At 70.0% G+C, this 24,436-nt stretch carries 25 protein-coding genes; 10 read left to right on the top strand and 15 right to left on the bottom strand.

What is annotated here, in order from left to right:
- The first annotated feature begins 105 nt into the window (after positions 1-105).
- On the top strand, positions 106-615 hold the full coding sequence (locus ACWDAK_RS06030) for a hypothetical protein (RefSeq protein WP_427392902.1): 510 nt from the start codon (positions 106-108) through the stop codon (positions 613-615).
- A gap of 483 nt (positions 616-1,098) precedes the next feature.
- Here the strand turns inward: ACWDAK_RS06030 and ACWDAK_RS06025 are convergent, their stop codons facing one another.
- Entirely contained in the window at positions 1,099-1,941 is an 843-nt protein-coding gene (locus tag ACWDAK_RS06025; RefSeq protein WP_344634386.1) for a helix-turn-helix transcriptional regulator, read from the bottom strand.
- Positions 1,942-2,043: 102 nt separating this feature from the next.
- On the opposite strand from ACWDAK_RS06025, the gene ACWDAK_RS06020 reads away from it, so the two are divergent.
- Entirely contained in the window at positions 2,044-3,501 is a 1,458-nt protein-coding gene (locus tag ACWDAK_RS06020; protein WP_427392901.1) for an MFS transporter, read from the top strand.
- 319 nt (positions 3,502-3,820) lie between these two features.
- Positions 3,821-4,408 (top strand): NADAR family protein, encoded by a 588-nt coding sequence (locus tag ACWDAK_RS06015; RefSeq protein ID WP_427392900.1) that lies wholly within the window; start codon positions 3,821-3,823, stop codon positions 4,406-4,408.
- Between the two features lie 217 nt (positions 4,409-4,625).
- Here ACWDAK_RS06015 and ACWDAK_RS06010 read toward each other — a convergent pair whose 3' ends face one another.
- The gene (locus ACWDAK_RS06010; RefSeq protein ID WP_344634388.1) at positions 4,626-6,008 is read right to left on the bottom strand and encodes a glycine--tRNA ligase; all 1,383 of its coding nucleotides are present in this window, start codon (positions 6,006-6,008) and stop codon (positions 4,626-4,628) included.
- 339 nt (positions 6,009-6,347) lie between these two features.
- Between ACWDAK_RS06010 and ACWDAK_RS06005 the strand changes: the two genes are divergently transcribed.
- The 4 genes from ACWDAK_RS06005 to ACWDAK_RS05990 all read left to right on the top strand — a co-directional run bounded on the left by ACWDAK_RS06005 (position 6,348) and on the right by ACWDAK_RS05990 (position 9,712).
- Complete coding sequence (locus tag ACWDAK_RS06005) at positions 6,348-7,304, top strand: metal ABC transporter substrate-binding protein (RefSeq protein WP_427392899.1); 957 nt, start codon at positions 6,348-6,350, stop codon at positions 7,302-7,304.
- 154 nt (positions 7,305-7,458) lie between these two features.
- The gene (locus tag ACWDAK_RS06000) at positions 7,459-8,295 is read left to right on the top strand and encodes a metal ABC transporter ATP-binding protein (RefSeq protein ID WP_427392898.1); all 837 of its coding nucleotides are present in this window, start codon (positions 7,459-7,461) and stop codon (positions 8,293-8,295) included.
- Positions 8,295-9,263: a metal ABC transporter permease gene (locus ACWDAK_RS05995; RefSeq protein WP_344634418.1), complete on the top strand. Its 969-nt coding sequence runs from the start codon at positions 8,295-8,297 to the stop codon at positions 9,261-9,263. The genes ACWDAK_RS06000 and ACWDAK_RS05995 overlap by 1 nt, the downstream gene beginning before the upstream one ends.
- Before the next feature lie 35 nt (positions 9,264-9,298).
- On the top strand, positions 9,299-9,712 hold the full coding sequence (locus tag ACWDAK_RS05990; RefSeq protein ID WP_344634391.1) for a Fur family transcriptional regulator: 414 nt from the start codon (positions 9,299-9,301) through the stop codon (positions 9,710-9,712).
- A gap of 193 nt (positions 9,713-9,905) precedes the next feature.
- Here ACWDAK_RS05990 and ACWDAK_RS05985 read toward each other — a convergent pair whose 3' ends face one another.
- The 4 genes from ACWDAK_RS05985 to leuA form a co-directional block, all read right to left on the bottom strand.
- The gene (locus ACWDAK_RS05985) at positions 9,906-10,742 is read right to left on the bottom strand and encodes an isoprenyl transferase (RefSeq protein WP_344634392.1); all 837 of its coding nucleotides are present in this window, start codon (positions 10,740-10,742) and stop codon (positions 9,906-9,908) included.
- A 5-nt stretch (positions 10,743-10,747) separates the two neighbouring features.
- Positions 10,748-11,494, bottom strand: coding sequence for a DNA repair protein RecO (gene recO / locus ACWDAK_RS05980; RefSeq protein ID WP_344634393.1), 747 nt, complete (start codon positions 11,492-11,494; stop codon positions 10,748-10,750).
- A gap of 194 nt (positions 11,495-11,688) precedes the next feature.
- On the bottom strand, positions 11,689-12,198 hold the full coding sequence (locus ACWDAK_RS05975) for a TerB family tellurite resistance protein (protein ID WP_344638511.1): 510 nt from the start codon (positions 12,196-12,198) through the stop codon (positions 11,689-11,691).
- 498 nt (positions 12,199-12,696) lie between these two features.
- Positions 12,697-14,478, bottom strand: coding sequence for a 2-isopropylmalate synthase (gene leuA / locus ACWDAK_RS05970; RefSeq protein ID WP_344638510.1), 1,782 nt, complete (start codon positions 14,476-14,478; stop codon positions 12,697-12,699).
- Between the two features lie 315 nt (positions 14,479-14,793).
- Between leuA and ACWDAK_RS05965 the strand changes: the two genes are divergently transcribed.
- Both ACWDAK_RS05965 and ACWDAK_RS05960 read left to right on the top strand, forming a co-directional pair.
- Positions 14,794-15,813: a M4 family metallopeptidase gene (locus ACWDAK_RS05965; protein ID WP_344638509.1), complete on the top strand. Its 1,020-nt coding sequence runs from the start codon at positions 14,794-14,796 to the stop codon at positions 15,811-15,813.
- 93 nt (positions 15,814-15,906) lie between these two features.
- Entirely contained in the window at positions 15,907-16,194 is a 288-nt protein-coding gene (locus ACWDAK_RS05960) for a protealysin inhibitor emfourin (RefSeq protein WP_344638508.1), read from the top strand.
- A 189-nt stretch (positions 16,195-16,383) separates the two neighbouring features.
- Here the strand turns inward: ACWDAK_RS05960 and ACWDAK_RS05955 are convergent, their stop codons facing one another.
- From ACWDAK_RS05955 to ACWDAK_RS05935, 5 genes are all read right to left on the bottom strand, one after another.
- On the bottom strand, positions 16,384-17,037 hold the full coding sequence (locus ACWDAK_RS05955) for a MerR family transcriptional regulator (protein WP_344638507.1): 654 nt from the start codon (positions 17,035-17,037) through the stop codon (positions 16,384-16,386).
- A 208-nt stretch (positions 17,038-17,245) separates the two neighbouring features.
- A complete protein-coding gene (gene era, locus ACWDAK_RS05950; RefSeq protein ID WP_344638506.1) occupies positions 17,246-18,175 on the bottom strand; it encodes a GTPase Era in 930 nt (309 codons plus the stop codon).
- Positions 18,176-18,256: 81 nt separating this feature from the next.
- The gene (locus tag ACWDAK_RS05945) at positions 18,257-18,412 is read right to left on the bottom strand and encodes a hypothetical protein (protein WP_344638505.1); all 156 of its coding nucleotides are present in this window, start codon (positions 18,410-18,412) and stop codon (positions 18,257-18,259) included.
- A 114-nt stretch (positions 18,413-18,526) separates the two neighbouring features.
- Positions 18,527-18,892, bottom strand: a complete 366-nt coding sequence (locus tag ACWDAK_RS05940; RefSeq protein ID WP_427392897.1) for a cytidine/deoxycytidylate deaminase family protein — start codon at positions 18,890-18,892, stop codon at positions 18,527-18,529.
- Positions 18,893-19,050: 158 nt separating this feature from the next.
- Positions 19,051-19,929 (bottom strand): helix-turn-helix transcriptional regulator, encoded by an 879-nt coding sequence (locus ACWDAK_RS05935; RefSeq protein WP_427392896.1) that lies wholly within the window; start codon positions 19,927-19,929, stop codon positions 19,051-19,053.
- A 57-nt stretch (positions 19,930-19,986) separates the two neighbouring features.
- On the opposite strand from ACWDAK_RS05935, the gene ACWDAK_RS05930 reads away from it, so the two are divergent.
- Positions 19,987-21,420: an MFS transporter gene (locus tag ACWDAK_RS05930; RefSeq protein WP_344638502.1), complete on the top strand. Its 1,434-nt coding sequence runs from the start codon at positions 19,987-19,989 to the stop codon at positions 21,418-21,420.
- A gap of 55 nt (positions 21,421-21,475) precedes the next feature.
- On the opposite strand, the gene ACWDAK_RS05925 is transcribed toward ACWDAK_RS05930, so the two are convergent.
- The 4 genes from ACWDAK_RS05925 to ybeY form a co-directional block, all read right to left on the bottom strand.
- The gene (locus tag ACWDAK_RS05925) at positions 21,476-22,027 is read right to left on the bottom strand and encodes a DUF4383 domain-containing protein (RefSeq protein WP_344638501.1); all 552 of its coding nucleotides are present in this window, start codon (positions 22,025-22,027) and stop codon (positions 21,476-21,478) included.
- Between the two features lie 27 nt (positions 22,028-22,054).
- Positions 22,055-22,339 carry a hypothetical protein gene (locus ACWDAK_RS05920; RefSeq protein WP_344638500.1) on the bottom strand — a complete coding sequence of 95 codons (285 nt, stop codon included), beginning with the start codon at positions 22,337-22,339 and terminating at the stop codon, positions 22,055-22,057.
- 254 nt (positions 22,340-22,593) lie between these two features.
- Positions 22,594-23,916 carry a hemolysin family protein gene (locus ACWDAK_RS05915; protein WP_344638499.1) on the bottom strand — a complete coding sequence of 441 codons (1,323 nt, stop codon included), beginning with the start codon at positions 23,914-23,916 and terminating at the stop codon, positions 22,594-22,596.
- A 13-nt stretch (positions 23,917-23,929) separates the two neighbouring features.
- Positions 23,930-24,424, bottom strand: coding sequence for an rRNA maturation RNase YbeY (gene ybeY, locus ACWDAK_RS05910; RefSeq protein ID WP_344638498.1), 495 nt, complete (start codon positions 24,422-24,424; stop codon positions 23,930-23,932).
- Positions 24,425-24,436: the final 12 nt, after the last annotated feature.

The following is a 24,436-nucleotide window of genomic DNA, read 5'->3' as shown; positions in this document are numbered from 1 at the left end:
CGATCCATGAAGTGGGCATCCGAATCAATGCTGTAGCTAGGTACACCCCCAGGACGGATGTACGCGCTACCGACATGGAGTCAGTCATCCGCGAATCTTGGCGACATGACGAGAACAAGTCGCTCGACGTCAACCGCACCTCAGTCCGGATCTGCCACCCGCCCCAATGAGGTTCTGGTCGACGGTGGTTGGGGCGAGTGCCTGGCCGACGGCGGGGGCGGTACCGCGCATGTGGGTCCGTGGTCGGTCCGGGCGAGCCCCGCCGAACGAAAGCGCGCCTCCCTGGAGGTCTACGAGTTCGGCGAGTTGCTGGATGTGATGGTGGCTTCCGCACTCGGTGACCACCAGGTGCTGCGCGGAGCCCGATGCCGGGTAGGCACCGACGGTCCGACCGGCTTCGCCTGGGGGCGGCTGCCGATCGACGGTTCACTGCCCGAAATCACCTTCACCAATGGCGGTCTGCTGGGTCGAAGCCATCGCCCGGCCCGGGTGGTCCAGCTCGCCGACGCCTTCTGGCTGGCCTGGGCCGATGGGCCGCCCTGCGGCTCGGTACAGGTACGAGTCCCGCACGACGACTCGCTGTCAGCCCGGATGCGGGCCGGGCGAACGTCATGAGCGTGCAACGGATGCTGACCGCCTGCGGAGTGGCGCTGCTGCCCTGGGCCACAGCTCTGGCCGCCCCCTGGAGCAGGCAGGGGCTGGCCAGCGCTCGACTACCTGGAGGCTGTCGCCCTGATCACTACCGGTACGCTCCTGCGGCGGAGCAGCCCCGGCAGTCGACCGGCGGCAGCAGTGGCCGCGGCCTTGCTGCTCGGCGATGCCTGGTACGACCTCCATACAGCGGCACATGGTGGCCACCTCGCCGGTGCCGTGACGATGGCGCTCTGTGCGGAGCTGCCGCTGGCGTGGCTCTGCATCGCACTCGCCCTTGCCGGTGCGATCCCTACCACCAGCCTTTCCTCAACTCCGTTCCATCAAAAGATGGTTGGGTCAGCAGCCAGCCACTGTCAAAGGCCGGCTGATCGGACGGCAGCCGACGAGGGCGCCGTAGGTGGAGCACCCGCCCATTGGCCCCTGCCTCATCGACTGGGGTGCGACTCAGCGCATGGCCGCGAGCTGCTCCAGACGACTGCGCGTCTCCTCGTCCTGTGGCGTGTAGGCCACCAGCCGCGTGCTCGGCCGGGGCCCGAGCCACAGGTTGGTGTACTCGAAGCGGACCAGCCCGACGTCGGGAAGCAGGAAGCGCTTGAGCCCATTGGTCTGGGCGGCCACCTCGTGCCGCTCCCAGAGCTCCTCGAACTCGGGAAACGTCCGGCGCAGACGCTGAAGAAGGTTCTTCCAGACCGGTTCCGAAGAATGCTCGGCCATAGCCGCCCGGAAGCGGGCCGTCACGGACTCCCGGGCTCCCTGGACGTCCACCAGTACCGAGGCGAAACTGGAGTCCGAGAACACCAGCCACAGCAGGTTCCGGTCCTCGAACGGCATCTCGTCGAGATCGCCCACGAGCCAGGTGTAGGCGCGGTTGTACGCCAGGATGTCGTACCGGCTGTTGAGTACCACGGCGGGCATCGGTTCGAGCTGCTCCAGCACGGCCCGCACGGAGGGAGTGATGGTCGGGCAGTCCTGGACGGGAGCCGGATCCTCCGAGCCGGCCAGGACGAAGAGGTGGGCCCGCTCGCTCCGGTCGAGTTGCAGGGCTCGGGCCACCGAGTCCAGCACCTGGGCCGAGACCTGGATGTCCCGCCCCTGCTCGAGCCACGTGTACCAGGTGACTCCTACGGCGGCGAGCTGCGCGACCTCCTCGCGGCGCAGTCCCGGGGTCCGACGGCGCCCGGTCAGCGGCAGGCCGACCTGCTCCGGCGAGATCCTCTCCCGGCGGCTGCGCAGGAAGGTCGCAAGCTCGCTCCGACGGCTGTCGGTCGGCGCGGCGATAGTTGTCATGGGACCAAGGATGCGGGAAATCGGATCCTGTTTCCAGGTACTTGTTATACCTGGATAAACGGTGTCTGGTACCAGGGTGAGCGAAGCCGGATCGTGGTACTCGTGACCCAGCAACTAGCGATTCCGCAGACCCCGGCCATACCTTCACAGTCTCAGCGCTCCGCGGCCCAGTCTGCCGCTCCCACTCTCGGGACGGCCGGTCTGGTCACCGTCCTGCTCGGCGCCTTTTTGCCGATGCTCGACTTCTTCGTCGTCAACGTCGCCCTGCCCACCATCGACCATGACCTGACCGCCGGCCCCGCAGTCCTGGAGCTCGTTGCCGCCGGATACGGCATCGCATTCGCCGTACTGCTGGTACTCGGCGGGCGGCTTGGCGACTCCTTCGGACGGCGCCGGCTCTTCATCACCGGCGCCGCGGCCTTCACCGCCGCCTCCCTGCTCTGCGGCCTCGCTCCCACCGCCTGGACACTGGTCGCCGCCCGGGCCGCCCAGGGCGCCTCGGCCGCACTGCTCCTGCCGCAGGTGCTCGCGACCATCACCGCTGCCAGCAGTGGTGCGCAGCGCGCCCGAGCCCTCAGCATCTACGGCGCGGTCGGCGGCATCGCCGTGGTGATCGGGCAGGTTCTCGGCGGAATGCTGATCGCCGCCAACCTCTTCGGCACCAGCTGGCGGGCCGTGTTCCTGCTGAACGTCCCGTTCGCGCTGCTCACCGCCGTCCTCGCGTTCCCGTACGTACCGGAGAGCCGGTCGCCGCACGCGGCCGGGGTCGACCTGCCCGGGACGGCGCTGCTGACGGCGGCACTGCTCGCGCTGTTTCTGCCACTGATGGAAGGGCGGGCGGCGGGCTGGCCGCTCTGGTCCTGGGTGCTGCTCGGCGCCTTCCCCTTCCTCACTACCGCGTTCCTTTACGTGGAGCACCGGGCGGAGCGGGCGGGTCAGGTGCCGCTGGTGCCGCTCTCCCTGCTGCGGATACCGGAGATGCGCTGGGGCCTCGGGGTCGCCGTGCCGTACTTCACAGGCTTCGGCGGGTTCATGTTCGTGGTGGCCGTCATGCTGCAGCAGGGGCTCCGGCTCGGTCCGGTAGCGGCGGGGTGGGCGCTGGTCCCCATGGCTGCCGGCTACTTCTCCGCCTCATTGAGCGGGCCGCGCCTGATCGGCCGGTTCGGCAGCCGGGTGATCACGGCCGGTGCTGTGGTCCAGGGTTCGGGACTGGCCATCCTGGTCGCCCCGGTGCTGCTGGACTGGGCGCACTTCTCGCCGTGGCGGATGCTACCCGGCGTGGCGCTGGCCGGCATCGGCCAAGGCCTGATCGGGACGCCGTTGTTCCGCGTGGTCCTGTCCAAGGTCCCGGCCGAACGTGCCGGGGTCGGCAGCGGGGTACTGGCCACAACCCAGCAGTCCAGCTTGGCACTTGGAGTGGCCACTCTCGGGACGCTCTTCCTCGCCGTGTCCCCGTCCATAGGTATCGCCCACGCGCTGGCTCTGGTCCTGACCCTCCAGCTGACCGGCTCGGTGGCCATCTTCCTGCTCAGCACCCGGCTGCCCCGCACGGTCGCCTGAGACAGTCGGTCCATCCAGACGGGCAGGGCTGGACCGGCAACACAAGCGCCCTGGGCAGACGGGCCGGAGCGGGCAGGACGGATGGGCTGACCGAACCGCAACAGGCCCAGGTGGAAGAGGCCCAGGCGAAGCGAACCCGGACGGAACAGGCTCGCCGGGGCAAGTCAGAGCTGGACAAGGTAGGGCAGAACACGCGGGGCAGAACGGGGGCGAGACATGGCAGAGCGATCCCGACGTGGTGCGACCCAACAAGGGAACGCCCGCCAGGGGAGAGGGAAAATCAGGGGCTGTCCGTCGCCCTTCGTGTCAGGATGACGATATGACGACGCACCAGCCCCAGTCCCCGGCCGACGCCCGTTCCCGCGAGGAGCTCACCGCACTCGTGGCAGCAGGCGCCCGCCCCAAGTACCTGTTCTTCTGGGGGCACCGGCCGGAGCGGGACGGCCGGAGCGGTCCGGGTTCGCTCAGCCAGTGGTGGCCGGCCAGGTTCACCGTGGACGGAGTGACATACGCGACGGCCGAGCACTGGATGATGGCGGGCAAGGCCCGGCTCTTCGGAGACGACGAGGTATTGCCGCGGATTCTCGCCGCTCGCACGCCGGCCGAGGCGAAGAAGCTCGGGCGGCTGGTCCGCGGCTTCGACGAGCAGCGTTGGGCAGCCGAGCGGTTCGAGCTGGTGATCCAGGGCAATGTGGCCAAGTTCGGTCAGAACGAGGCCCTTCGGGAGTACCTGCTCGGTACCGCCCAGCGAGTTCTGGTGGAGGCCAGCCCGCTGGACCGGCTCTGGGGCATAGGCCTCGCCGCCGAGAACGAGCGGGCGGCCAAGCCCGCCGAGTGGCGCGGCCTCAACCTGCTTGGATTCGCCCTCATGGAGGCTCGCAGCCGCCTGGCCGAGCCGGCCTCCTGACAACTCCACAGGCCGATGTCCAACAAGCCGGCACCGAAGACGTCGACGCCCAACCTCGACGCTCAACGGCCCGCCGCCCAACCGCTCGACCCGCAGCAGGTCGAGGCCCGACACCCGCGGTGACCACAGAGCCGAAGCCATGGCCCTCAACCCCACTGGCCCCCGCGCGGAGCGAACCGCGCGGGGGCCAGTGGGTGGGAATCAGCGGCAGAACCCGTCAGCAGCCGATCAGGCGGGCCGCCAGGTAGGACTTCACCTGGTCGAGGGAGACGCGCTCCTGCGCCATGGTGTCGCGCTCGCGGATGGTGACCGCGTTGTCCTCGAGGGTGTCGAAGTCGACGGTGACGCAGAACGGCGTGCCGATCTCGTCCTGGCGGCGGTAGCGCTTGCCGATGGCGCCGGCGTCGTCGAACTCGACGTTCCAGGCCGTCCGCAGGTCGGCGGCCAGGCCGCGCGCCTTCGGCGAGAGGTCGGCGTTGCGCGACAGCGGCAGGACGGCGACCTTGACCGGAGCCAGGCGCGGGTCGAGCCGCATGCCGACGCGCTTCTCCATCTTGCCCTTGGCGTTGGGCGCCTCGTCCTCGAAGTAGGCGTCCAGCAGGAAGGCCAGCATGGCGCGGTTCAGACCGGCTGCGGGCTCGATGACGTACGGGAAGTAGCGCTCGCCGGACTCCTGGTCGAAGTACTTCAGGTCCTGGCCGGAGTGCTCGCTGTGCACCGCGAGGTCGTAGTCGGTCCGGTTGGCGACGCCCTCCAGCTCGGAGAACTCGCTGCCGCCGAAGTTGAAGCGGTACTCGATGTCCACCGTGCGCTTGGCGTAGTGGGAGAGCTTCTCCTTCGGGTGCTCGAAGTAGCGCATGTTCTCGGTGCGCAGACCCAGGTCCACGTACCAGTTCCAGCGCTGCTCAAGCCAGTACTCGTGCCACTTCTCGTCCTCGCCCGGCTTGACGAAGAACTCCATCTCCATCTGCTCGAACTCACGGGTGCGGAAGATGAAGTTGCCGGGGGTGATCTCGTTGCGGAAGCTCTTGCCGACCTGGGCGATGCCGAACGGCGGCTTCTTGCGCGAAGTGGTCTGCACCGCCTTGAAGTTGGTGAAGATGCCCTGCGCGGTCTCCGGACGCAGGTAGGCCAGGCCGCTCGCGTCCTCGGTGACACCGAGGTGCGTCTTCAGCATGCCCGAGAACTCCTTGGGCTCCGTGAAGGCGCCCTTGTTGCCGCAGTTCGGGCAGTTGATGTCGGCGAGGCCGTTGGCCGGCAGCTTGCCGTGCTTGGCCTCGTACGCCTCCTCCAGGTGGTCCGCACGGAACCGCTTGTGGCAGGAGAGGCACTCGGTCAGCGGGTCGTTGAAGGTGGCGACGTGGCCGGACGCCTCCCAGACCTCGCGGGCCAGGATCACCGATGAGTCGAGTCCGACGACGTCCTCCCGAGCGGTGACCACCGCACGCCACCACTGGCGCTTGATGTTCTCCTTGAGCTCCACGCCCAGTGGCCCGTAGTCCCAGGCGGCACGCGTACCGCCATAGATCTCGCTGCAGGGGTAGACGAAGCCACGGCGCTTGCTCAGGCTGACAATCGTGTCGATCTTGTCGGCGGCCACAGTGCTCTCTTCAGTACGACGTCAGTTCGACGGCACGGTCAAGGCGCGGCTGGTTGCGCGCACCCGAATACCTCAGGTTACCGGGCTCGTGGGTAGACGGTTCAAATCAGTATTGCGGGTCGGCCCATCCACGCCCGCACGACCAGCCTGACGCGAGCACGCCCCTCCTGTCGACGCATGCGCCCTCCTGTCGACACATTCCACTCCCACCGACGCACGCGTCCTCGTGCGCACCCTCCCGCTCGCACGCCCCACGTGACACAGCTCTCACGCAGCCATGGTTCATACGCCAATCAGGTGAGTTGACAATCATTTCCAGTAAAGATGACAATGGTTGTCATGATGCTGCGACGTCTCCCGACCACCTCGATAGCCCTGACCGCCACCGCCGTCGCGGGCGCCCTCGCCCTGACCGCCTGCGGCGGTTCGAGCAGTGCAGCGGGCAAGGGCGGCAACGGCAAGCTGAACGTGGTTGCGTCGTTCTACCCCATGGAGTTCCTCGCCGAGCAGATCGGCGGCAGTCATGTGAAGGTCACCGACCTCACCGCTGCCGGAGTCGAACCGCACGATCTCGAACTCAAGGCCAAGCAGGTCGCCTCCATTCAGAGCGCGGACCTGGTGGTCTACCTCAAGGGTCTCCAGCCCTCCGTCGACAAGGCGGTCGAGCAGGGCTCCGCCAAGCACGTGGTGGATGCCACCGCCGCCTCCCCGCTGGTCGACCACCACCTGGATGAGGGCACCCAGAGCCAGGGTGGGCACGACCACACCGACGCGGCGGGCGACCCGCACATCTGGCTCGACCCGACCCGGTACACCGCAGTCGCCAAGAGCGTCGGCGCCGAGCTGGCCAAGGCCGACCCGGACCACGCCGCCGACTACCAGAAGAACACCGACGCGCTGGTCACCAGACTGTCTGCGCTCGACCAGGAGTTCCAGGCCGGGCTGAAGGACACCAAGACCAAGACCTTCGTCACCAGCCACGCCGCCTTCGGCTACCTCGCCGACCACTACGGCCTGAACCAGATCGCCATCAACGGCGTGGACCCGGAGGCCGAGCCGACCCCGGCCCGCCTCGCCACGATCCAGAAGGCCGCCAAGGACAACGGCGTCACCACGATCTTCTTCGAGGCGCTGGTCAGCCCGGACCTGGCCAAGACCGTCGCCAAGGACCTCAGCCTGAAGACCGCCGTGCTCGACCCGATCGAGGGCGTGAAGGACCCGTCCGGCAACGATTACTTCTCGATCATGCATCAGAACCTGACCAACCTTCAGGCCGCCCTCGGCGCCAAGAGCTGAGCAAACCCCGGGCCCGGCAATCCAGACCCGGCAGTCCAGGCGCGGCGATCCAGGCCCCGGCAACCCGGTCTAGGCGCCCCCAGGCGAGCCAAGCGGCACGAGCCGAGCAACACCAAGAGGCCCAAGAGGACCACGAGGACCAAGAGGACACCCCATGAGCTCTGTCATACCCGACACGGTGCCGACGGGCTCCGCCCCGGCGCGGCACCCGCTCCCCGCGGGCGCCGCGCCTGCCGCCGTCTCGCTCCGCGACGCCGTCGCCTCGCTCGAAGGCCGTCCCGTCCTGCGCGGCATCGACCTCGTGGTGCGGCCCGGCGAGGTGGTCGCACTGCTCGGCGCGAACGGCTCCGGCAAGTCGACCACCGTCAAAACCGTGATCGGCTCGGTCCCGCTGGAGCGCGGCGGACTCGAGCTCTTCGGCACGCCGTACGCCAGGTTCAAGGAGTGGCACCGGATCGGGTACGTGCCCCAGCGCACCACCGCGGCGGGTGGCGTGCCCGCGACCGTCCGCGAGGTGGTCTCCACCGGTCGGCTGCCGCAGCACCGGCTGCTGCCGTTCCGTCGCAAGGACCGGGAGGCCGTGGACCGGGCCCTGGACGCCGTCGGCATGCTGGACCGTGCCGAGGACGGGGTGGCCAACCTCTCCGGCGGCCAGCACCAACGGGTGCTGATCGCCCGCGCTCTGGTCGGCACCCCGGACCTGCTGATCATGGACGAGCCGATGGCCGGGGTGGACATGGCCAGCCAGCAGATCCTCGCCGACACCCTGCGCCGGGAGGTCGAGCGCGGCGCCGCCGTCCTGCTCGTACTGCACGAACTCGGCCCGCTGGAGCCGCTGATCGACCGGGCCGTGGTGCTCCGCGACGGCTGCGTCTCGCACGACGGCCCGCCCCCGAAGGAGGTCGGACAGCACGCCCTGCCCGGCCACGATCACGTCCACCCGCACTCGGACGACGACCACCCGAACAACACCCCGAGGCTGCTCGCATGATCGACATGCTCAACTACGACTTCATGCAGCGCGCGCTGATCGCCGCCATCCTGGTGGGCGTCACCGCGCCCGCCGTCGGTGTCTACCTGGTGCAGCGGCGGCAGGCCCTGATGGGCGACGGCATCGGCCATGTCGCGCTGACCGGTGTCGGCCTGGGTTTCCTGTTCCAGACCAGCCCGATCTGGATGGCCGTCCTGGTCTGCGTGCTCGGCGCGATCGTCATGGAACTCGTCCGCGCGCGCGGCAAGCAGCGCGGCGACATCGCCCTGGCGATGCTCTTCTACGGCGGCATGGCCTGCGGGAAGCTGCTGGTCAGCGTGAGCGCCCAGGCCGGCAGCGGCAGCCTGGAGAGCTACCTCTGGGGCTCCATCCTCACCGTCTCCCCCTCCGACCTGGGCACCATCGCGGTACTCGCAGCCGTGGTGATCGCCATCACCATCGGGCTGCGCCGCCAGCTCTTCGCGGTCTGCCAGGACGAGGAGTTCGCCCGGGTCACCGGAATTCCGGTTCGCGTCCTCAACCTGCTGCTGGCCGTGACCGCCGCCGTCACCGTGACCGTGGCCATGCGGGTGGTGGGACTGCTGCTGGTCAGCGCGCTCATGGTGGTCCCGGTGGCGGCGGCCCAACAGCTCACCCGCTCCTTCGCCGCCACCCAGGCGGCGGCCATCGCGCTCGGCATCACCGTCGCGGTGGCCGGCGTGACCGGCTCCTACCAGGCCGATGTGCCCTCGGGCCCGGCCATCGTGCTGCTCGCCATCGCGATCTTCGCGGTGTTCAGCGCGATCGCCGCACCGCTGGCCCGCCGCCGCCACCGCGCCGCCGTCGACCACGGACCCGAGGTCTGCAAGACCGCGATCCCCGGCCAGGCGACCTCGGCCCAGCAGAACACCGGCGACGACCTCCACGCCACAACTGCGAACGGAGCGCGGGAGAGCGACCCGATCGCCAGTACGGGGCTGGCACAATGAGGTGCTAGACGAACCCACCCCCAGGAGGACCCACGGTGACCACCGCAGGCCCGTCGCCGCGCGCCCGATCCACTCGGCAGCGAGCCGCCGTCTCGGCGGTCCTGGACGAGATCGAGGACTTCCGCAGCGCGCAGGAGCTGCACGACATGCTCAAGCACCGGGGCGACTCGGTCGGGCTGACCACGGTGTACCGCACCCTGCAGTCGCTGGCCGACGCCGGCGAGGTGGACGTGCTGCGCACCGCGGACGGTGAGGCGGTGTACCGCCGGTGCAGCAGCGGGCACCACCACCACCTGGTCTGCCGCGACTGCGGCGCCACCGTGGAGGTCGAGGGCCCCGCGGTCGAACGCTGGGCCAACACCGTGGCCGCCGAACACGGGTACACCGACATCGCCCACACGCTGGAGATCTTCGGACTCTGCGGGGAGTGCGCGGCCAAGAAGGCCTGAGCGGACAGTGAGGGGCCCGGGAGCAGCAGTTGCTCCCGGGCCCCTTCATGCATGTCCCGACGCCGCGTCACCGTGGTGCCGACACGGCATCACACATTCACGTATCCCCGACGCCGCGTCGCCCCCGTACCGACGCCGCGTCACACACGTTCCGACGCCACGTCGCACGTCCCGGCACCGCGTCGCAGTCACCTCAGCGCTGCGCCGACACCTCGGCCTCAGCGGCCACCTCGTTGGGAACGGCACCGCCGAAGCGGCGGTCACGCATCGCGAACTGCTCGCAGGCGCGCCACAGGTCGCGCCGGTCGAAGTCCGGCCAGAGCACGTCCTGGAACACGAACTCGGCGTAAGCGCTCTGCCAGAGCAGGAAGTTGGAGGTGCGCTGCTCACCGCTGGGCCGCAGCAGCAGGTCCACGTCCGGCATGTCGGGGTGGTACAGGTACTTCGCGATGGTCTTCTCGGTGATCTTCCCCGGGTCGAGCTTGCCGGCTGCGACATCCCGGCCGATGGCCGCCGTGGCGTCCGCGATCTCGGCCCGGCCACCGTAGTTGACGCACATGTAGAGGGTCACGGCATCGTTGTGCTTGGTCTGCTCCTGGGCGACCTGGAGCTCCTGGACCACGCTCTTCCAGAGCCGGGGCATCCGGCCGGCCCAGCGGATCCGCACGCCCATGGAGTCGAGTTCGTCACGGCGGCGGCGGATGACGTCCCGGTTGAAGTTCATCAGGAACTTCACCTCGTCCGGGGACCGCTTCCAGTTCTCGGTGGAGAAGGCGTACAGGGACACGTTCTTCACACCGAGCTCGATCGCGCCCTTGAGCACGTCGAGGACGACCGACTCGCCGACCTTGTGGCCCTCGGTGCGCGGCAGCCCGCGTTCCTTGGCCCAGCGGCCGTTGCCGTCCATCACGATCGCGACGTGATTGGGGACGAGCTCACCGGGGATCTTCGGAGGCTTCGCACCGCTCGGGTGCGGAGCCGGGGTCACGTACTCGCGCTGCTTACCGCCGAAGAGCCGTCGCGCTGCCATGCTGCTCACTTCTCCACGTATCTCATCGAGCGGATACCCCGCTCCAGGTGCCACTGCAGATAGGCGGCCACCAGCCCGCTGCCCTCCCGCCAGTACCGAGGCTCGCAGTTGTCCGCCGTCTGCCAGTCCCCTGACAGCAGCGCGCCGAGCAGTACCAGTGTCTCAGGGGAGGGTACGGCACTTCCAGGCACTCGGCAGTCCGCGCAGAGCACTCCGCCCGCCTGGAGCGAGAAGAACCGGTTGGGTCCGGGCAGTCCGCACTTGGCGCAGTCCGTGAAACTCGCGCCGTATCCGTTGACCGCGAGCGACCTCAACAGGAAGGCGTCCAGCACCAGGTGGGACTCGTGCAGCCCGGCGGCCAGCGTGCGCAGCCCGCCGACCAGCAACAGGTACTGCTGGACCGCCGGTTCGCCCTCGTTCTCGGCGAAACGCTCCGCCGTCTCCAGCATGGCCGTACCCGCCGTGTAGCGGCCGTAGTCGGTGACGATCGAGCCGCCGTAGGGGGCGATGGTCTCCACCTGGGTGCAGAGCGGCAGCCCGCGGCCGACCAGGTCGGCGCCCCGGCTGAAGAACTGCACGTCCACGTGGGAGAACGGTTCGAGCCGGGCACCGAACTTGGACTTGGTCTTGCGAACGCCCCGGGCCACCGCGCGCACCTTGCCGTGCTGGCGGGTGAGCAGGGTGATGATCCGGTCGGCCTCGCCCAGCTTCTGGGTGCGCAGGACCACGCCGTCGTCCCGGAAGAGGCTCATCAGCGCCCCCAGGCGTGGAAGTCGAACAGTGTGGCCATCCGACCATTCTCGCGCACTCCGCTGCCTCGACGAACGGGCAGCCGTGTGCCCGCACCCCGGTCTGCGTGGGGACACCGGCGGGTGCGGGGCAGGGCGGACCCGGAGGGGGTGTTCGGGCCCGGTCGAAGAGGAGTCGAAGAGGAACGGAGCCCCGACTAGTGCGGTGCGCCCGCCGCGGCCTGCAGCAGCTCGCCGACCCGTCCCGCGCCGAGCTTGAGGCAGCGGCCGACGGCGGCCAGCGCTGCGCGCTCCTGCGGCAGGTACCGCCCGTCCGCCAGCGCGATCGAGGCGCCCTGCAGGACCAGGCGCTCGCGGCCCTGCTGGGCCAGGTACGGGGCCAACGGCTCCAGCGCGGCGTGCAGTTCGATGGTGAGGCCGCTGCCGTGGCCCTCCAGGTCGAGCGGTCCCTCCCCGCTGGAGCCGGTGAGTGCGGCCAGCGCGGCCAGGATCTGGGCTTCGCCGCAGTCCTCGAAGCCGGCCTCGCGGATGGTGGCGCAGGCGGCCTCCCGGGCGGCCCGGCCGCCGGTACCGCCGGCGGCGAGGACCGCCAGGCTCACCGTGTACTGGGCGTCGCGGAGCATCGAGGCGAGCCGGACGCAGGTGACCTGCTCCAAGGTCTCGACGCCGTACCGGCCGTGGCAGCTGGTGCACTGGACGCTGCCCACGACGGGTCCTACCGGCAGCACCGGAGTGCCGAACAGTCGCAGCCATCGACGGCCGTACTGGCGGCGGTAGTTGCGGTCCCCACCACAGCCGGGGCAGAAGAAATCACCGAGAACGTCCGTCCGCCAGCGAGGGCGAACACCCCACAACCCTGTCACGGCGCCACTCCCCAGACATGGCAGGCGGCCTGCGCATCGATGGGCAGGTCACGCGACCGGACGCCGGGAGCCGTCCCACCGACCTCGGTTCCGGTGGGTAGATGCTGCCATGGTTACCGGGATGTGTCAGCACCCCGAACGGGTAAAGGTGTGGCGTGGAACACATTGCAAGCGGGGGCCACCCTTTCCGGTGACCTCACCCGGAATCCGGCGACCCCCCGCGCGGAGTCGGCCCCGTGTGCCGACCGCCGCCAACCGGCCTTACGGACCCAGCCGATCGGCCGCCGGCGTACGGTCGTACGGACTGGCCGGAGTCGGCAGCAGGCAGCAGGCTGTCGCGGACTAGCCGCGCTGGGCCCGGTTGACGGCGCTGATCACTGCCTTCAGCGAGGCCAGCACGGTGTTGCCGTCGATGCCGACGCCCCACAGCACCTGGCCGTCCACCGCGCACTCGACGTACGCGGCGGCCTGGGCGTCACCACCCTCGCTCAGCGCGTGCTCGGCGTAGTCCAGCACCCGTACGTCCACGCCGATTTCGGCCAGCGCGTTGACGAAGGCCGAGACCGGGCCGTTGCCGGTGCCGGACAGGGTGACGGGCCGCCCGTCCACCACGGCCTCGGCGGACAGCACGTCCCGGCCGTCCTCGGTGGTCAGGCTGCGCGAGCCGCTCAGCGCGATCCGACCCCACGGGTTGGCCGGGGTGGGCAGGTACTCGTCCTGGAAGACCGCCCAGATGTCGGCCGGGGTGACCTCGCCGCCCTCGGCGTCCGTCTTGGCCTGGATGATCTTCGAGAACTCGATCTGCATCCGGCGTGGCAGGTCCAGCTTGTGGTCGTTCTTCAGGACGTACGCGATACCGCCCTTGCCGGACTGGCTGTTGACCCGGATGACCGCCTCGTAGGAGCGGCCGACGTCCTTCGGGTCGATCGGCAGGTACGGGACGCCCCAGGTGTACTCGCCCACCGGGACCCCGGCCGCCTCGGCGTCGGCCTCCAGGGCGTCGAAGCCCTTCTTGATGGCGTCCTGGTGCGAGCCGGAGAACGAGGTGTAGACCAGGTCACCGGCGTACGGGTGGCGCTCCGGCACGACCATCTGGTTGCAGTACTCGTAGGTGCGGCGGATCTCGTCGATGTCCGAGAAGTCGATCATCGGATCGACGCCCTGCGAGAACAGGTTCATCCCGACGTTGACCAGGTCCAGGTTGCCGGTCCGCTCGCCCTGGCCGAACAGGCAGCCCTCGACCCGGTCGGCACCGGCCATGATGGCCAGCTCGGCCGAGGCGACGCCGGTGCCGCGGTCGTTGTGCGGATGCGAGGACAGGCAGACGAACTCGCGGCGGGAGAGGTTGCGCGACATCCACTCGATCTTGTCGGCGTAGACGTTCGGAGTGGAACGCTCCACCGTGGTCGGCAGGTTGAGGATGATCTCGCGACCCTCCCCCGGCTGCCAGACGTCCATCACCGCCTCGCAGACCTCCAGTGCGAAGTCCAGCTCGGTGTCGATGAAGATCTCCGGCGAGTACTCGTAGCCGAAGACGGTGTTCTCACCCAGCAGCTTCTCGGCGTACTCCATCACCAGCCGGGTGCCGTCCACCGCGATGCCCTTGATGTCCTCCCGGCTGCCCTTGAAGACCACCCGGCGGAACAGCGGCGAGGTCGCGTTGTAAAGGTGGACGGTGGCGCGCGGGGCCCCGATCAGGGACTCCACGGTGCGCTCGATCAGGTCCTCGCGGGCCTGGGTCAGCACCGAGATGGTGACGTCCTCGGGGATCGCCCGCTCCTCGATCAGCGAGCGGACGAAGTCGTAGTCGGTGGCCCCGGAGGACGGGAAGCCGACCTCGATCTCCTTGTAGCCCAGCTTCACCAGCAGGTCGAACATCTTGCGCTTGCGAGCCGGCGACATGGGGTCGATCAGCGCCTGGTTGCCGTCCCGCAGGTCGGTGGAGAGCCAGCGCGGAGCCTTGGCGATGGCCTGGTTCGGCCAGGTGCGGTCCGGCAGGTCCACGGTGCCGAACGGCAGGTAGCGGTGGAACGGCATGCCGGAGGGCTTCTGCTGCACGGTGGCGGCGGTGATCGGGGTGGGGCGGTCGTTGAACGCGCGAGCGATGGCGGACTGCTCAGTCATGGAGGAGAGTCTCAGCTTCCCTGATCGATTGCGGGCTGGCCGGGGCAGTGAACACCCGGCTGGGCCGACTGGCGCGCCGCATCGACGTTGATCGCGCGCAACACAACTCCCCGCGGCGAGGGGGCCGGCCTTCGGGGACTACAGGCCCTCGCCGCGGCAGCTAAGGAGAAGCAGCCCGTGACGCATGATGTGTCCGAGGGTAACCCAGGTCACCGGCGCGAGGCAGTGAACTCCACCACCATTCCACCCCTTGAGACGGATTACCGGCCGCCAACCCCCGTGACAACCAGTCATCGATGCCTCACTCTTGGCGACATGACCTCAGTACCCCACTACTGCACGATCATCCCGCCGTACGTCCTCGACCGACTCGCCGAACAGGGCCACGAGCCCGCGCAGCGCTCGCTGGCACTCGACCTGACCCACCGCACCGCCAGACTCCAGGCCATCGCTCCCCCGCCCCCGGCCCACCACCTCACCCGCACCATCGGCGACGCCGCCCACGCCGAGCGGGCCCCCGGGCGGACCATCCGCCGTGAGGGCCAGGCCGCGGTCGCGGACGGCTCGGTCAACCGCGCGTACGACGGCCTCGGCGCCACCTTCGCGCTCTACGAGACCGTGTACACCAGGAACTCCATCGACGGCGACTGGCTGCCTTTGAACGCCACGGTCCACTACGGACAGAACTACGACAACGCCTTCTGGGACGGCTCCCAGATGGTCTTCGGCGACGGTGACGACATCGTCTTCACCGACTTCACCGCCGCCGTGGACGTGATCGGCCACGAACTCACCCACGGCGTCACGCAGTACACCGCCGGTCTCGACTACCACGACCAGCCCGGGGCGCTCAACGAGTCCGTCTCGGACGTGTTCGGCTCGCTGGTCAAGCAGTACGCCCTGCGCCAGAGCGCCGCCGAGGCCGACTGGCTGATCGGCGCCGGACTGCTCGCCCCGGGCGTCCAGGGCGTCGCGCTGCGCTCGATGAAGGCACCCGGCACCGCCTACGACGACCCCAGGCTCGGCAAGGACCCGCAGCCCGCCCACCTGAACGACTACGTCGACACCGCCGACGACCAGGGTGGGGTGCACATCAACTCCGGCATACCCAACCACGCCTTCTACCTGCTTGCCGCCGCGCTCGGCGGCAACGCCTGGGAGCGGGCCGGACGGATCTGGTACGACACCCTCACGGGTGGGCGACTCACCCACGACGCCGACTTCGCCGCCTTCGCCAGGGCCACCGTGGCCGCCGCCAAGTCCCGGTACCAGGACCAGTCGGTGGCGGACGCGGTGACCGCCGCCTGGTCCCAGGTCGGGATCAGCACCACCTGAACCGACCACTCCGCGGGCTGGTTCGTCGACCAGCCGATGCCGACCTGGGCGAAAAGTCAGCACGCCCCACCGGTGCGTAGCAGACTTACCACCATGCGTATCCAGGTGACCAGGACCGGCGGCCTGGCAGGCCGAACCCAGCGCGCGGCGTTGGACACCGCCGACCGACCCGACGCGCCGCACGTGCACGCCCTCGCCCGCGAAGCGGTGGCGGGCGGCCTGCGTACCCCTTCGTGCGGCGTGCCGGACGGCTTCCGCTACGAGATCACCGTCGACGGCCGGACGGTCTACTGTGCCGACCCCAAACTGACCGACGCCCAGCACGAACTGGTCTCCCTGGTCCTCCGCGAGGGCGTCCCGCAACCAGGCCTCGCCAAGTGAGCCCGACGGCGCGGCGATCCTCCCGATCAACCGTGTGCGTGAATAGCCGCGCACCGCACGGGAGATCGGCGCGCCCGAGCGGCCACGCGCCCTCGAAGGCGCGGAGCCAAGGGAAGCAACGCATCGACGACCGCATATGACATGGGGTTCAAATCACCCGCACCACACGGCCGCTGACACTGTGACGACTCAGTTGGCCCTCTCGCCGACAGCCCGCCGGGAGACGTCCTCCTGAGCCAGCCTCCGCATGGCGGCCATCAGGGCGTCGCCGAGCACCAAACCGATCACGACTCCCTCGACCTGGCCGTCCAGCTCGGACCGGCCCGCGATCACGGCGATCTCGGCAGCGGCGAGGCGTTCCGCCGCGACCGCGTACTCGTCGAGGATGCCGAGCAGGTCCTCCTGGCCGAGCCGCTGGTAGGCCGCCACGACCTGGATCAGCGCCTGCCGTGCCGCGCCGCCCGGCTTCACCCGCCAGCCCCGGCGCTCGGCCAGCACTGCCACCAGCCGGTCGGCCTCCTGCCGCGCCCCGTCCTCGTCCCCACCCGCCGACGGCTCGGCCGTGACTGCGGACTGGGCGGCTCCGAGCGTCCCGTGCAGGGTGCCGCCGGGAGCGTCGATCGCGTTCAGCACCTCACGGGTGGCCGCGATGGAGAGCTTCCCGACCTCGAGCATGGCCCGCACCAGCTTCAGCCGCCGCACATGCCCGTCGCCGTACTGGGCCTGGTTGGGACTGGTCCGCTCACCGGACGGGAGCAGCCCCTCGCGCAGGTAGTACTTGATCGTGGGCACCGGCACGCCGGTACGACTGCTCAGCTCGCCGATCCGCATCGCCTCTCCCATCCCGGCCAACCCACCCCGACCGGCCCTGACCACTCCACCACCGGGACCGCCCCACCCGCACCCAGCCGCACATCCGGGACAATATGGATAGCATACGTCTCCATACTTGCGGCGCCGGCCGCACTGAGGCACCCGCTGGGCGCGTACAAGCCGTGAGGGCCACCCGAGGCGGTGCCTCGGGTGGCCCTGGGACGGTCCGGGTGGCGGCTCAGAAGCCGAGCTTGCGCAGCTGCTTCGGGTCGCGCTGCCAGTCCTTGGCCACCTTGACGTGCAGGTCGAGGTAGACCGGGGTGCCGAGGAGGGCCTCGATGTGCTTGCGGGCGGTGGTGCCGACGTGCTTCAGGCGGGAGCCCTTGGCGCCGATCACGATGGCCTTCTGACTCTGGCGCTCGATGTAGACGTTGGCGTGGATGTCCAGCAGCGGGCGGTCCGCCGGGCGGCCCTCGCGCGGGAGCATCTCCTCGACCACCACGGCGAGCGAGTGCGGCAGCTCGTCCCGGACACCCTCCAGGGCGGCCTCACGGATCAGTTCGGCGACCATGATCTGCTCGGGCTCGTCGGTGAGGTCGCCGTCCGGGTAGAGCGGCTGGCCCTCGGGGAGCAGCCTGGTGATCAGCTCGCCGACCAGCTCGACCTGCTTGTCGCCGACCGCGGAGACCGGGATGATCTCCGCCCACTCGATGCCCAGCTCGACCCCGAGCTGCTGGACGGCGAGCAGCTGCTCTGCCAGGCGCTTGGAGTCGATCAGGTCGGTCTTGGTGACGATGGCGACCTTGGGGGTCTTCTTGATCTCGGCGAGCTCCTTGGCGATGAACTTGTCGCCAGGGCCGATCTTCTGGTCGGCGGGCAGGCAGAAGCCGATCACGTCGACCTCGGCCCAGGTGGTGCGCACCAGGTCGTTGAGTCGCTCACCGAGCAGCGTGCGGGGCTTGTGCAGACCAGGGGTGTCGACCAGGACGAGTTGGGCGTCCGGGCGGTGCACGATGCCGCGCACCGTGTGCCGGGTGGTCTGCGGACGGTCGGAGGTGATCGCGACCTTCGTCCCGACCAGCGCGTTGGTCAGGGTCGACTTGCCCGCGTTCGGACGGCCGACGAAGCACGCGAACCCGGAGCGGTACGGGGATGAAGGGGCACTCATGCGCACCATTCTCCCTGATCGCCCGAGCGTGCTCGGACACCGCGTCCGGACCGCGTCCGGACGCGGCCGCACAAGGCGGCCTCAGCGGGACTTGCGCCCCCCGGTGAGCGCGCCGACCACGGTCAGCACGAAGAGCGCGATCGAGCCGGCCAGCCAGTACGGCGAACCGGTCTCCTTCCAACGGCCCATGCCCATCACAGTGAGCAGCAGCCCGGCGAAGAACGCCAGTGCCCCCATCGCACACCCCCTCGATCGCTGCCACCCTACCCGCGCCCGGTACGGGGGAAGTGCGGGCACCCCCATACCTCCGGGGGTACCCGCACAACGGTGGACTGCGGTCTCGGCGCGACCTCAGCGCGCCTCGGTGGCGGACTTCAGCACACCGTCCGGCCCCGCCAGCAGGACCGGCGTCCCGGCGCCGCCCAGGTCGCGCACCGCGGCCAGATCGGCCTCGGCCGGCTCGGCGGCCTCGGAGACCACAGCGGCGGCCTCCAGGCCCTTCGCCCCGCTGGCCACCGCCATCGCGACCGCCGCCTGCAGGGCGCTCAGCCGCAGCGACTCCAGACCAACCGTCCCGGCCACGTATGTACGGCCGGTCTCGTCGCGCACGGCGGCCCCCTCCGCCACGCCGTTGCGGGCCCGCGCGGAGCGGGCCAGCGTGATGATCTTCTTGTCCTCGGGGTCCAGCTCGATCAGCTCACTCATGCCGCTGAGCATAGGCGCCCCACCCTCGCCGGCGGACCGCCCCGACGCCCGCCCACTCGGCCAAAATCGCGCCTCGCCACGCCGGCTCGGGGCCCAGCACCTGCGGGGCCTTCCGCATCTCGCCAAAGGGAGCCGATCACTCGGACCCAACGGACCGTCACATGCCGCCGCTATCCGGCCGGCCGCATCATCCCGCGGCGGCCTTCGGGAGTGACCAGCCACTCCAGTTTCGCCGCCGTGTCGGTGTCCAGTTCCGGGTTGTGCAACACGATGGTCAGATCAGGCCGTTCGGGCACCCGCAGCTGGGTGGACTCGAAGTTGAGCAGCCCGGCCACGGGATGGGCGATCTGCTTGTACAGCATCCCGCCCGCCTTGACGTCGTTCCTGGCCCAGATCTCCGCGAACTCGGGGCTGACCTCGGCCAGTTCGTCCACGATCGCCTGGAACAGCGGATCCCCGGGCCGCCCCGATGCAGCCACCCGGAACTGCGCGACCACGTGCTCGGCGTTGACCCTCCAGGTGGTGTCGCGCTCGCTGTAGATCGGGTTGGTGAAGCAGTTGACCAGGCAGTTCACATGATGGTCTGTGTACCCGAAGACCAGCCCGGCGGCCTCGTTGAAGGTGATGACGTTCCAGTACGGGTCCAGGATGTGCGCCGGGAAGGGCATCCAGGCGTCGATCAGCCGGCGCAGCCCGTCCGTGACAGGCGCGGCACGTAGCGTCGGCAGCGGCGGGTTGAGCCCGGCCAGTACGTAGAGGTGCCGCCGCTCCGTCTCGCCCAGCTTCAACACCCGGGAGACGGAGTCCAGCACCTGCGGGGAGACCGTGATGTCACGCCCCTGCTCCAGCCACTGGTACCAGCTGACGCCGACCCCGGCGAGCACCGCCACCTCCTCCCGGCGCAGTCCGGGCGTACGGCGCCGGGCACCACCGTCGGGCAGTCCGGCCTCGACCGGGCTCACCCTGGCCCGGCGGCTCATCAGGAACTCGCGCAGATCGCGCCGCCGTTGCACGTCCGGGTCGGACATCGCTGCCTGGCTGGTGGTCATGCCACCAGGATAAGTACCCACTCTCCAAGCCGTGCTGACCGATCGAAGGATGGGCGCATGGCAACCGAAACCCTTGTGGCGCCCGAGGCGGCGCCGGCACCACGGCTCACCCGGCGGGCCGGGCTGATCCTGTTCCTGCTCTGCGCGGCCCAGTTCGCCGTCGCCCTGGACTTCTCGATCCTCAACGTGGCACTGCCCGCGATCGGCACCGACCTCGGGCTCGGACAGGCGGACCTCCAGTGGGGTGTCACCGCCTTCGCCCTGCCGTCCGGCGGGTTCCTCCTGCTCTTCGGCCGGATCGCCGACCTGTACGGGCGCCGCCGGCTCTTCCTGGCGGGACTCACCCTGTTCACCGCCGCCTCGCTGCTGGCCACCCTGGCCTGGGACCCGGCGTCCTTCCTGGCCGGCCGGGCACTGCAGGGCCTGGCGGCGGCGGCGATCGTCCCGTCCGGCATGTCGCTGCTGACCACCACCTTCCGCGAGGGCTCCGAACGCGACCGTGCACTGGGCGTCTCCGGGCTGCTGCTCTCGCTCGGCTTCACCACCGGGATGCTGCTCGGCGGAGTGCTGACGCAGAGCCTCGGCTGGCGCTCCACCATGGCACTGAACGTGGTGATGGGCCTCGGCGTCCTGCTCTCCGCCCCGGGACTGCTCACGGAGAGCCGGCTGCCCGAGCGGCCCAGGCTGGACCTGCCCGGCGCGGTGACCATCACCGGCGGACTGCTGGCGCTGATCTACGCGCTCTCCACCGCCGCGGACAGCGGCTTCGGCGCGGCGGACGTGCTCGCCGGCCTGGTCGTCGGCGTGGTGCTGCTGGCCGCCTTCGTGGTGGTCGAGTCCCGGTCGGCCGAGCCGCTGGTCTCACTGCGGATGCTGCGCCGGCCCACCGTCGCCTGGGGCAACGCCGGTGGCCTGGTGACCTTCTCGATGATGAGCTCGGTCGTCTTCCTCTCCACCCTCTACCTCCAGCAGGTGCTGGACCTCAGCCCGGGCGCCTCCGGTCTGGTCTTCGGTGTGATGGGTCTGGCGGCGGCCGGCGGCGGCATGCTCGCCCCGAAGCTGGTCGGACGCCTCGGCGCGCACCGCACCCTGGTGCTCGGCCTCGCGGTGCAGGCCGTCTTCACCGCCGCGCTGCTGGCGGTGGGCACCGGCAGCGCGGGCACCTGGCTGGTCGTGGTGGCCGGCTCCGTCGCCTGCTTCGGCCACCTGTTCGCGATCGTCGCGTACAGCATCACCGCCACCTCGGGCCTGGCCGACGAGGAGCAGGGTCTGGCCACCGGCCTGGTCACCAGTACCCAGCAGGTCGGCATCACCGTCGGCATCCCGGTGCTCAGCGCGATCGCCGCGTCCCGCAGCGAGGCCCTGCGGGCGGCCGGGGACGGCTTCGCCACCGCCACCCTGGGCGGCGTCCGGCTGGGCCTGGGCGTGGACGCGGCCGCGGTCGCCGCAATCGCCCTGCTGGTCTGGCTCGGCCTGCGCCGCCGGGCATGACCGCACACGACGATGGCCCGCGGGGGGACTCCCCCGCGGGCCACCGTCGTTCTGCTCAGTGACCGATCGGTTTGGGCGGCCCGGCGTTCAGCACCTTGACCAGGGCCGACGGCCCGGTCGGCCGGGGCTCCTCCCGCGCCTTCTCGAGTGCCCTGCGCTTCTTCCAGTACGGGTTGTCCTGCGGCAGATGGCTGCTCACCCTGCCGTACATGCCGAAGGTCAGCACCACGAACCCGAAGATGAAGGCGAACAGGACGTTGGCGAGCTGGAAGTTCAGGATGTTGGCGTCCGGGCGGCCGAGCACGGTCAGCCCGTAGAAGCCCGACAGCACGAACAACACGCCGACGATCATGTTGAGGTTGGAGGCGACGATCCCGCCGACCGCGGCTCCGGCGACCAGCACCAGACCCACGATCACGGACAGGATGCTCAGCGCCCCGTCGGTCGACAGACCGGCGATCCGGGGACCGTGGGTGGACAGGAAGCCCGGGTGGTCCAGCAACCCCAGGATGCCGAAGATCAGCAGGAACACTCCGCCGAGTCCCGCGCCGATCCGGTAGACCAGCGCCATCCGGTGGTCGACGGGCAGTTCGTCTTGCAGTTTCATGGTGACCTCCACCAGACCGACTCCACGCTACTCCTGGCCGGTGCCCTGTCCCCGGGCCGGTTCCCTGCCCGGGCCGGGCGAGCGCTCCCAGTCGGCCGGGTGGAACGGGACCTCGTGCAGGTAGAGCGAACCGCACTGCTGACAGCAGCGAAGCCCGGTCCCCCAGTCCTCCTCCGGCCTGGTCTCGGAGTCAGGGTCCATCTCACGACCGCACAGAGCCTCGGTGGCACCCGGCGTCCGTACCACGTGCCACATCCGGATACCGCCGGACCGGCCACCGGGGCCGTACTCCGCGCGCAGTTGGTGCGTCATGCCTCACATGGTCGGAGCCATCCCCCGCCACGGCAACTCGTGCGTCCCGCACCGGCCGCGGGGTTGCGAGGGCGCGGGAAGCGTGCCTTCCAGGCCCCCCGGCCGGCCCCCCGGCCGCCCCCCGGCCCGACCGGCGAGCGGTTCAAGGACGCGGGGCCGGTACCTCTCAGGGGCGCGGGAACCGCGCGAGCAGCCCCCGCCGCGGGCCGGTCGCACAGCCTCCGCGCCCCTGGTCAGGCACCCGAGCGAGGGGGTCACTCGGTTCCGGCGTCGCCGATCTCCTCCGGCCGCACCGGTGCGGCGACCACCGTCCCGATCTGGTTGCGGCGCCCCGCCGCGCTCTCGGCGGTGAGCCGGATCGCCGCCAGGTCACCGGACGCCTCCTCGGGCACCGGCACCTGGCAGGAGGACCCGGGAATCGGCACCCGCCCGAGGTGCTTGGCCAGCAGCCCGCCGACCGTCTCGACGTCCTCGTCCTCCAGCACTATCCCGAACAACTCCCCGAGGTCCTCGACCAGCAGCCGCGCAGTGATCCGGTAGGTGCCGTCGCCGAGGTCCTCGACCGGCGCGATCTCCCGGTCGTACTCGTCGGTGATCTCGCCGACGATCTCCTCCAGGATGTCCTCGATGGTGACCAGGCCGGCCGTGCCGCCGTACTCGTCGATCACGATCGCCACGTGCGAGCGCATCTGCTGCATCTCCCGCAGCAGGTCACCGGCCGGCTTGGAGTCGGGTACGAAGACGGCCGGGCGCAGCGCGCTGCCGACCGGCTCGGACTCCGCATCCCGGTTGATGTGAGTGCGCCGGACCAGGTCCTTGAGGTAGACGATGCCGACCACGTCGTCCTCGTTGTCGCCGACCACCGGGATCCGGGAGAAACCCGAGCGCAGGGCCAGGGTGAGCGCCTGACGGACCGTCTTGTGGCGCTCGATCATCACCAGGTCGGTGCGCGGCACCATCACCTCGCGGACGATGGTGTCGCCCAGTTCGAAGACCGAGTGCACCATCCGGCGCTCCTCGTCCTCGATCAGGTCGTCCTTCTCGGCCAGGTCGACCAGGGCGCGCAGCTCGGCCTCGGAGGCGAACGGGCCCTCCTTGTAGCCCTTCCCGGGGGTCAGCGCGTTGCCGAGCAGGATCAGCAGCCGGGGGATCGGGCCGAGGATCCTGGCCAGCGGAAGCAGCACGAAGGACGAGGCGGTGGCGGTGGTCAGCGGATGCTGGCGGCCGATGGTGCGCGGCGAGACGCCGACCGCCACGAAGGAGACCAGCACCATCACGCCGAACGCCAGCAGCACCGCCTGCCAGGTCTGCTGCAGGTTCCGTACACAGACCACGGTGACCAGGACCGCCGCCGCCATCTCGCTGGCCACCCGGATCAGGGTGGCCAGGTTGAGGTAGCGGATCGGGTCCTTGGCCAGGGTCAGCAGCCGGCCCGCGCCGCGCCGCCCGGCCCGGACGGCCTCCTCGGCGCGGAACCGGGAGATCCGGGAGATCCCGGCCTCGGCGCAGGCGGCCAGCCAGCCGAGGACGACCAGTGCCAGCGCACCGATCAGGAAGCTCGTACTCTCACCACTCACAGGGGGCCGGCCCTCAGTGGGTGGTCGGCGCCGGGGAGATCCCCGAGAGACCGCGGCCGGACCGCCAGTCGTCCAGGATCCGCTTCTGCAGCGCGAACATCTCGCGCTCCTCGTCCGGCTCCTCGTGGTCGTAGCCGAGCACGTGCAGCACCCCGTGGACGGTGAGCAGCTGGAGCTCCTCGTCCATGGAGTGCTTGGAGGGGGCCGCCTGGCCCTGCTTCTCGGCGACCTCGGGGCAGAGCACGATGTCACCGAGCAGGCCCTGCGGCAGTTCCTCGCCCTCCTTGCCGGGGCGCAGCTCGTCCATCGGGAAGGACATCACATCGGTGGGGCCCGGCAGGTCCATCCACTGGATGTGCAGCTCCTCCATGGCGGCGCCGTCCACCAGGATCACGGACAGTTCGGCCTGCGGGTGGATCCGCATCTTGTCGAGGGCGAATCGGGCGACGTCGAGGATGGACTCCTCATCGACGTCCCAGCCGGACTCGTTGGCGATGTCGATCGACATGGAGGGGTTGGT

This window comes from Kitasatospora sp. NPDC001175 (assembly GCF_053598215.1).
This window is presented reverse-complemented; position numbering and strand designations above follow the sequence as displayed.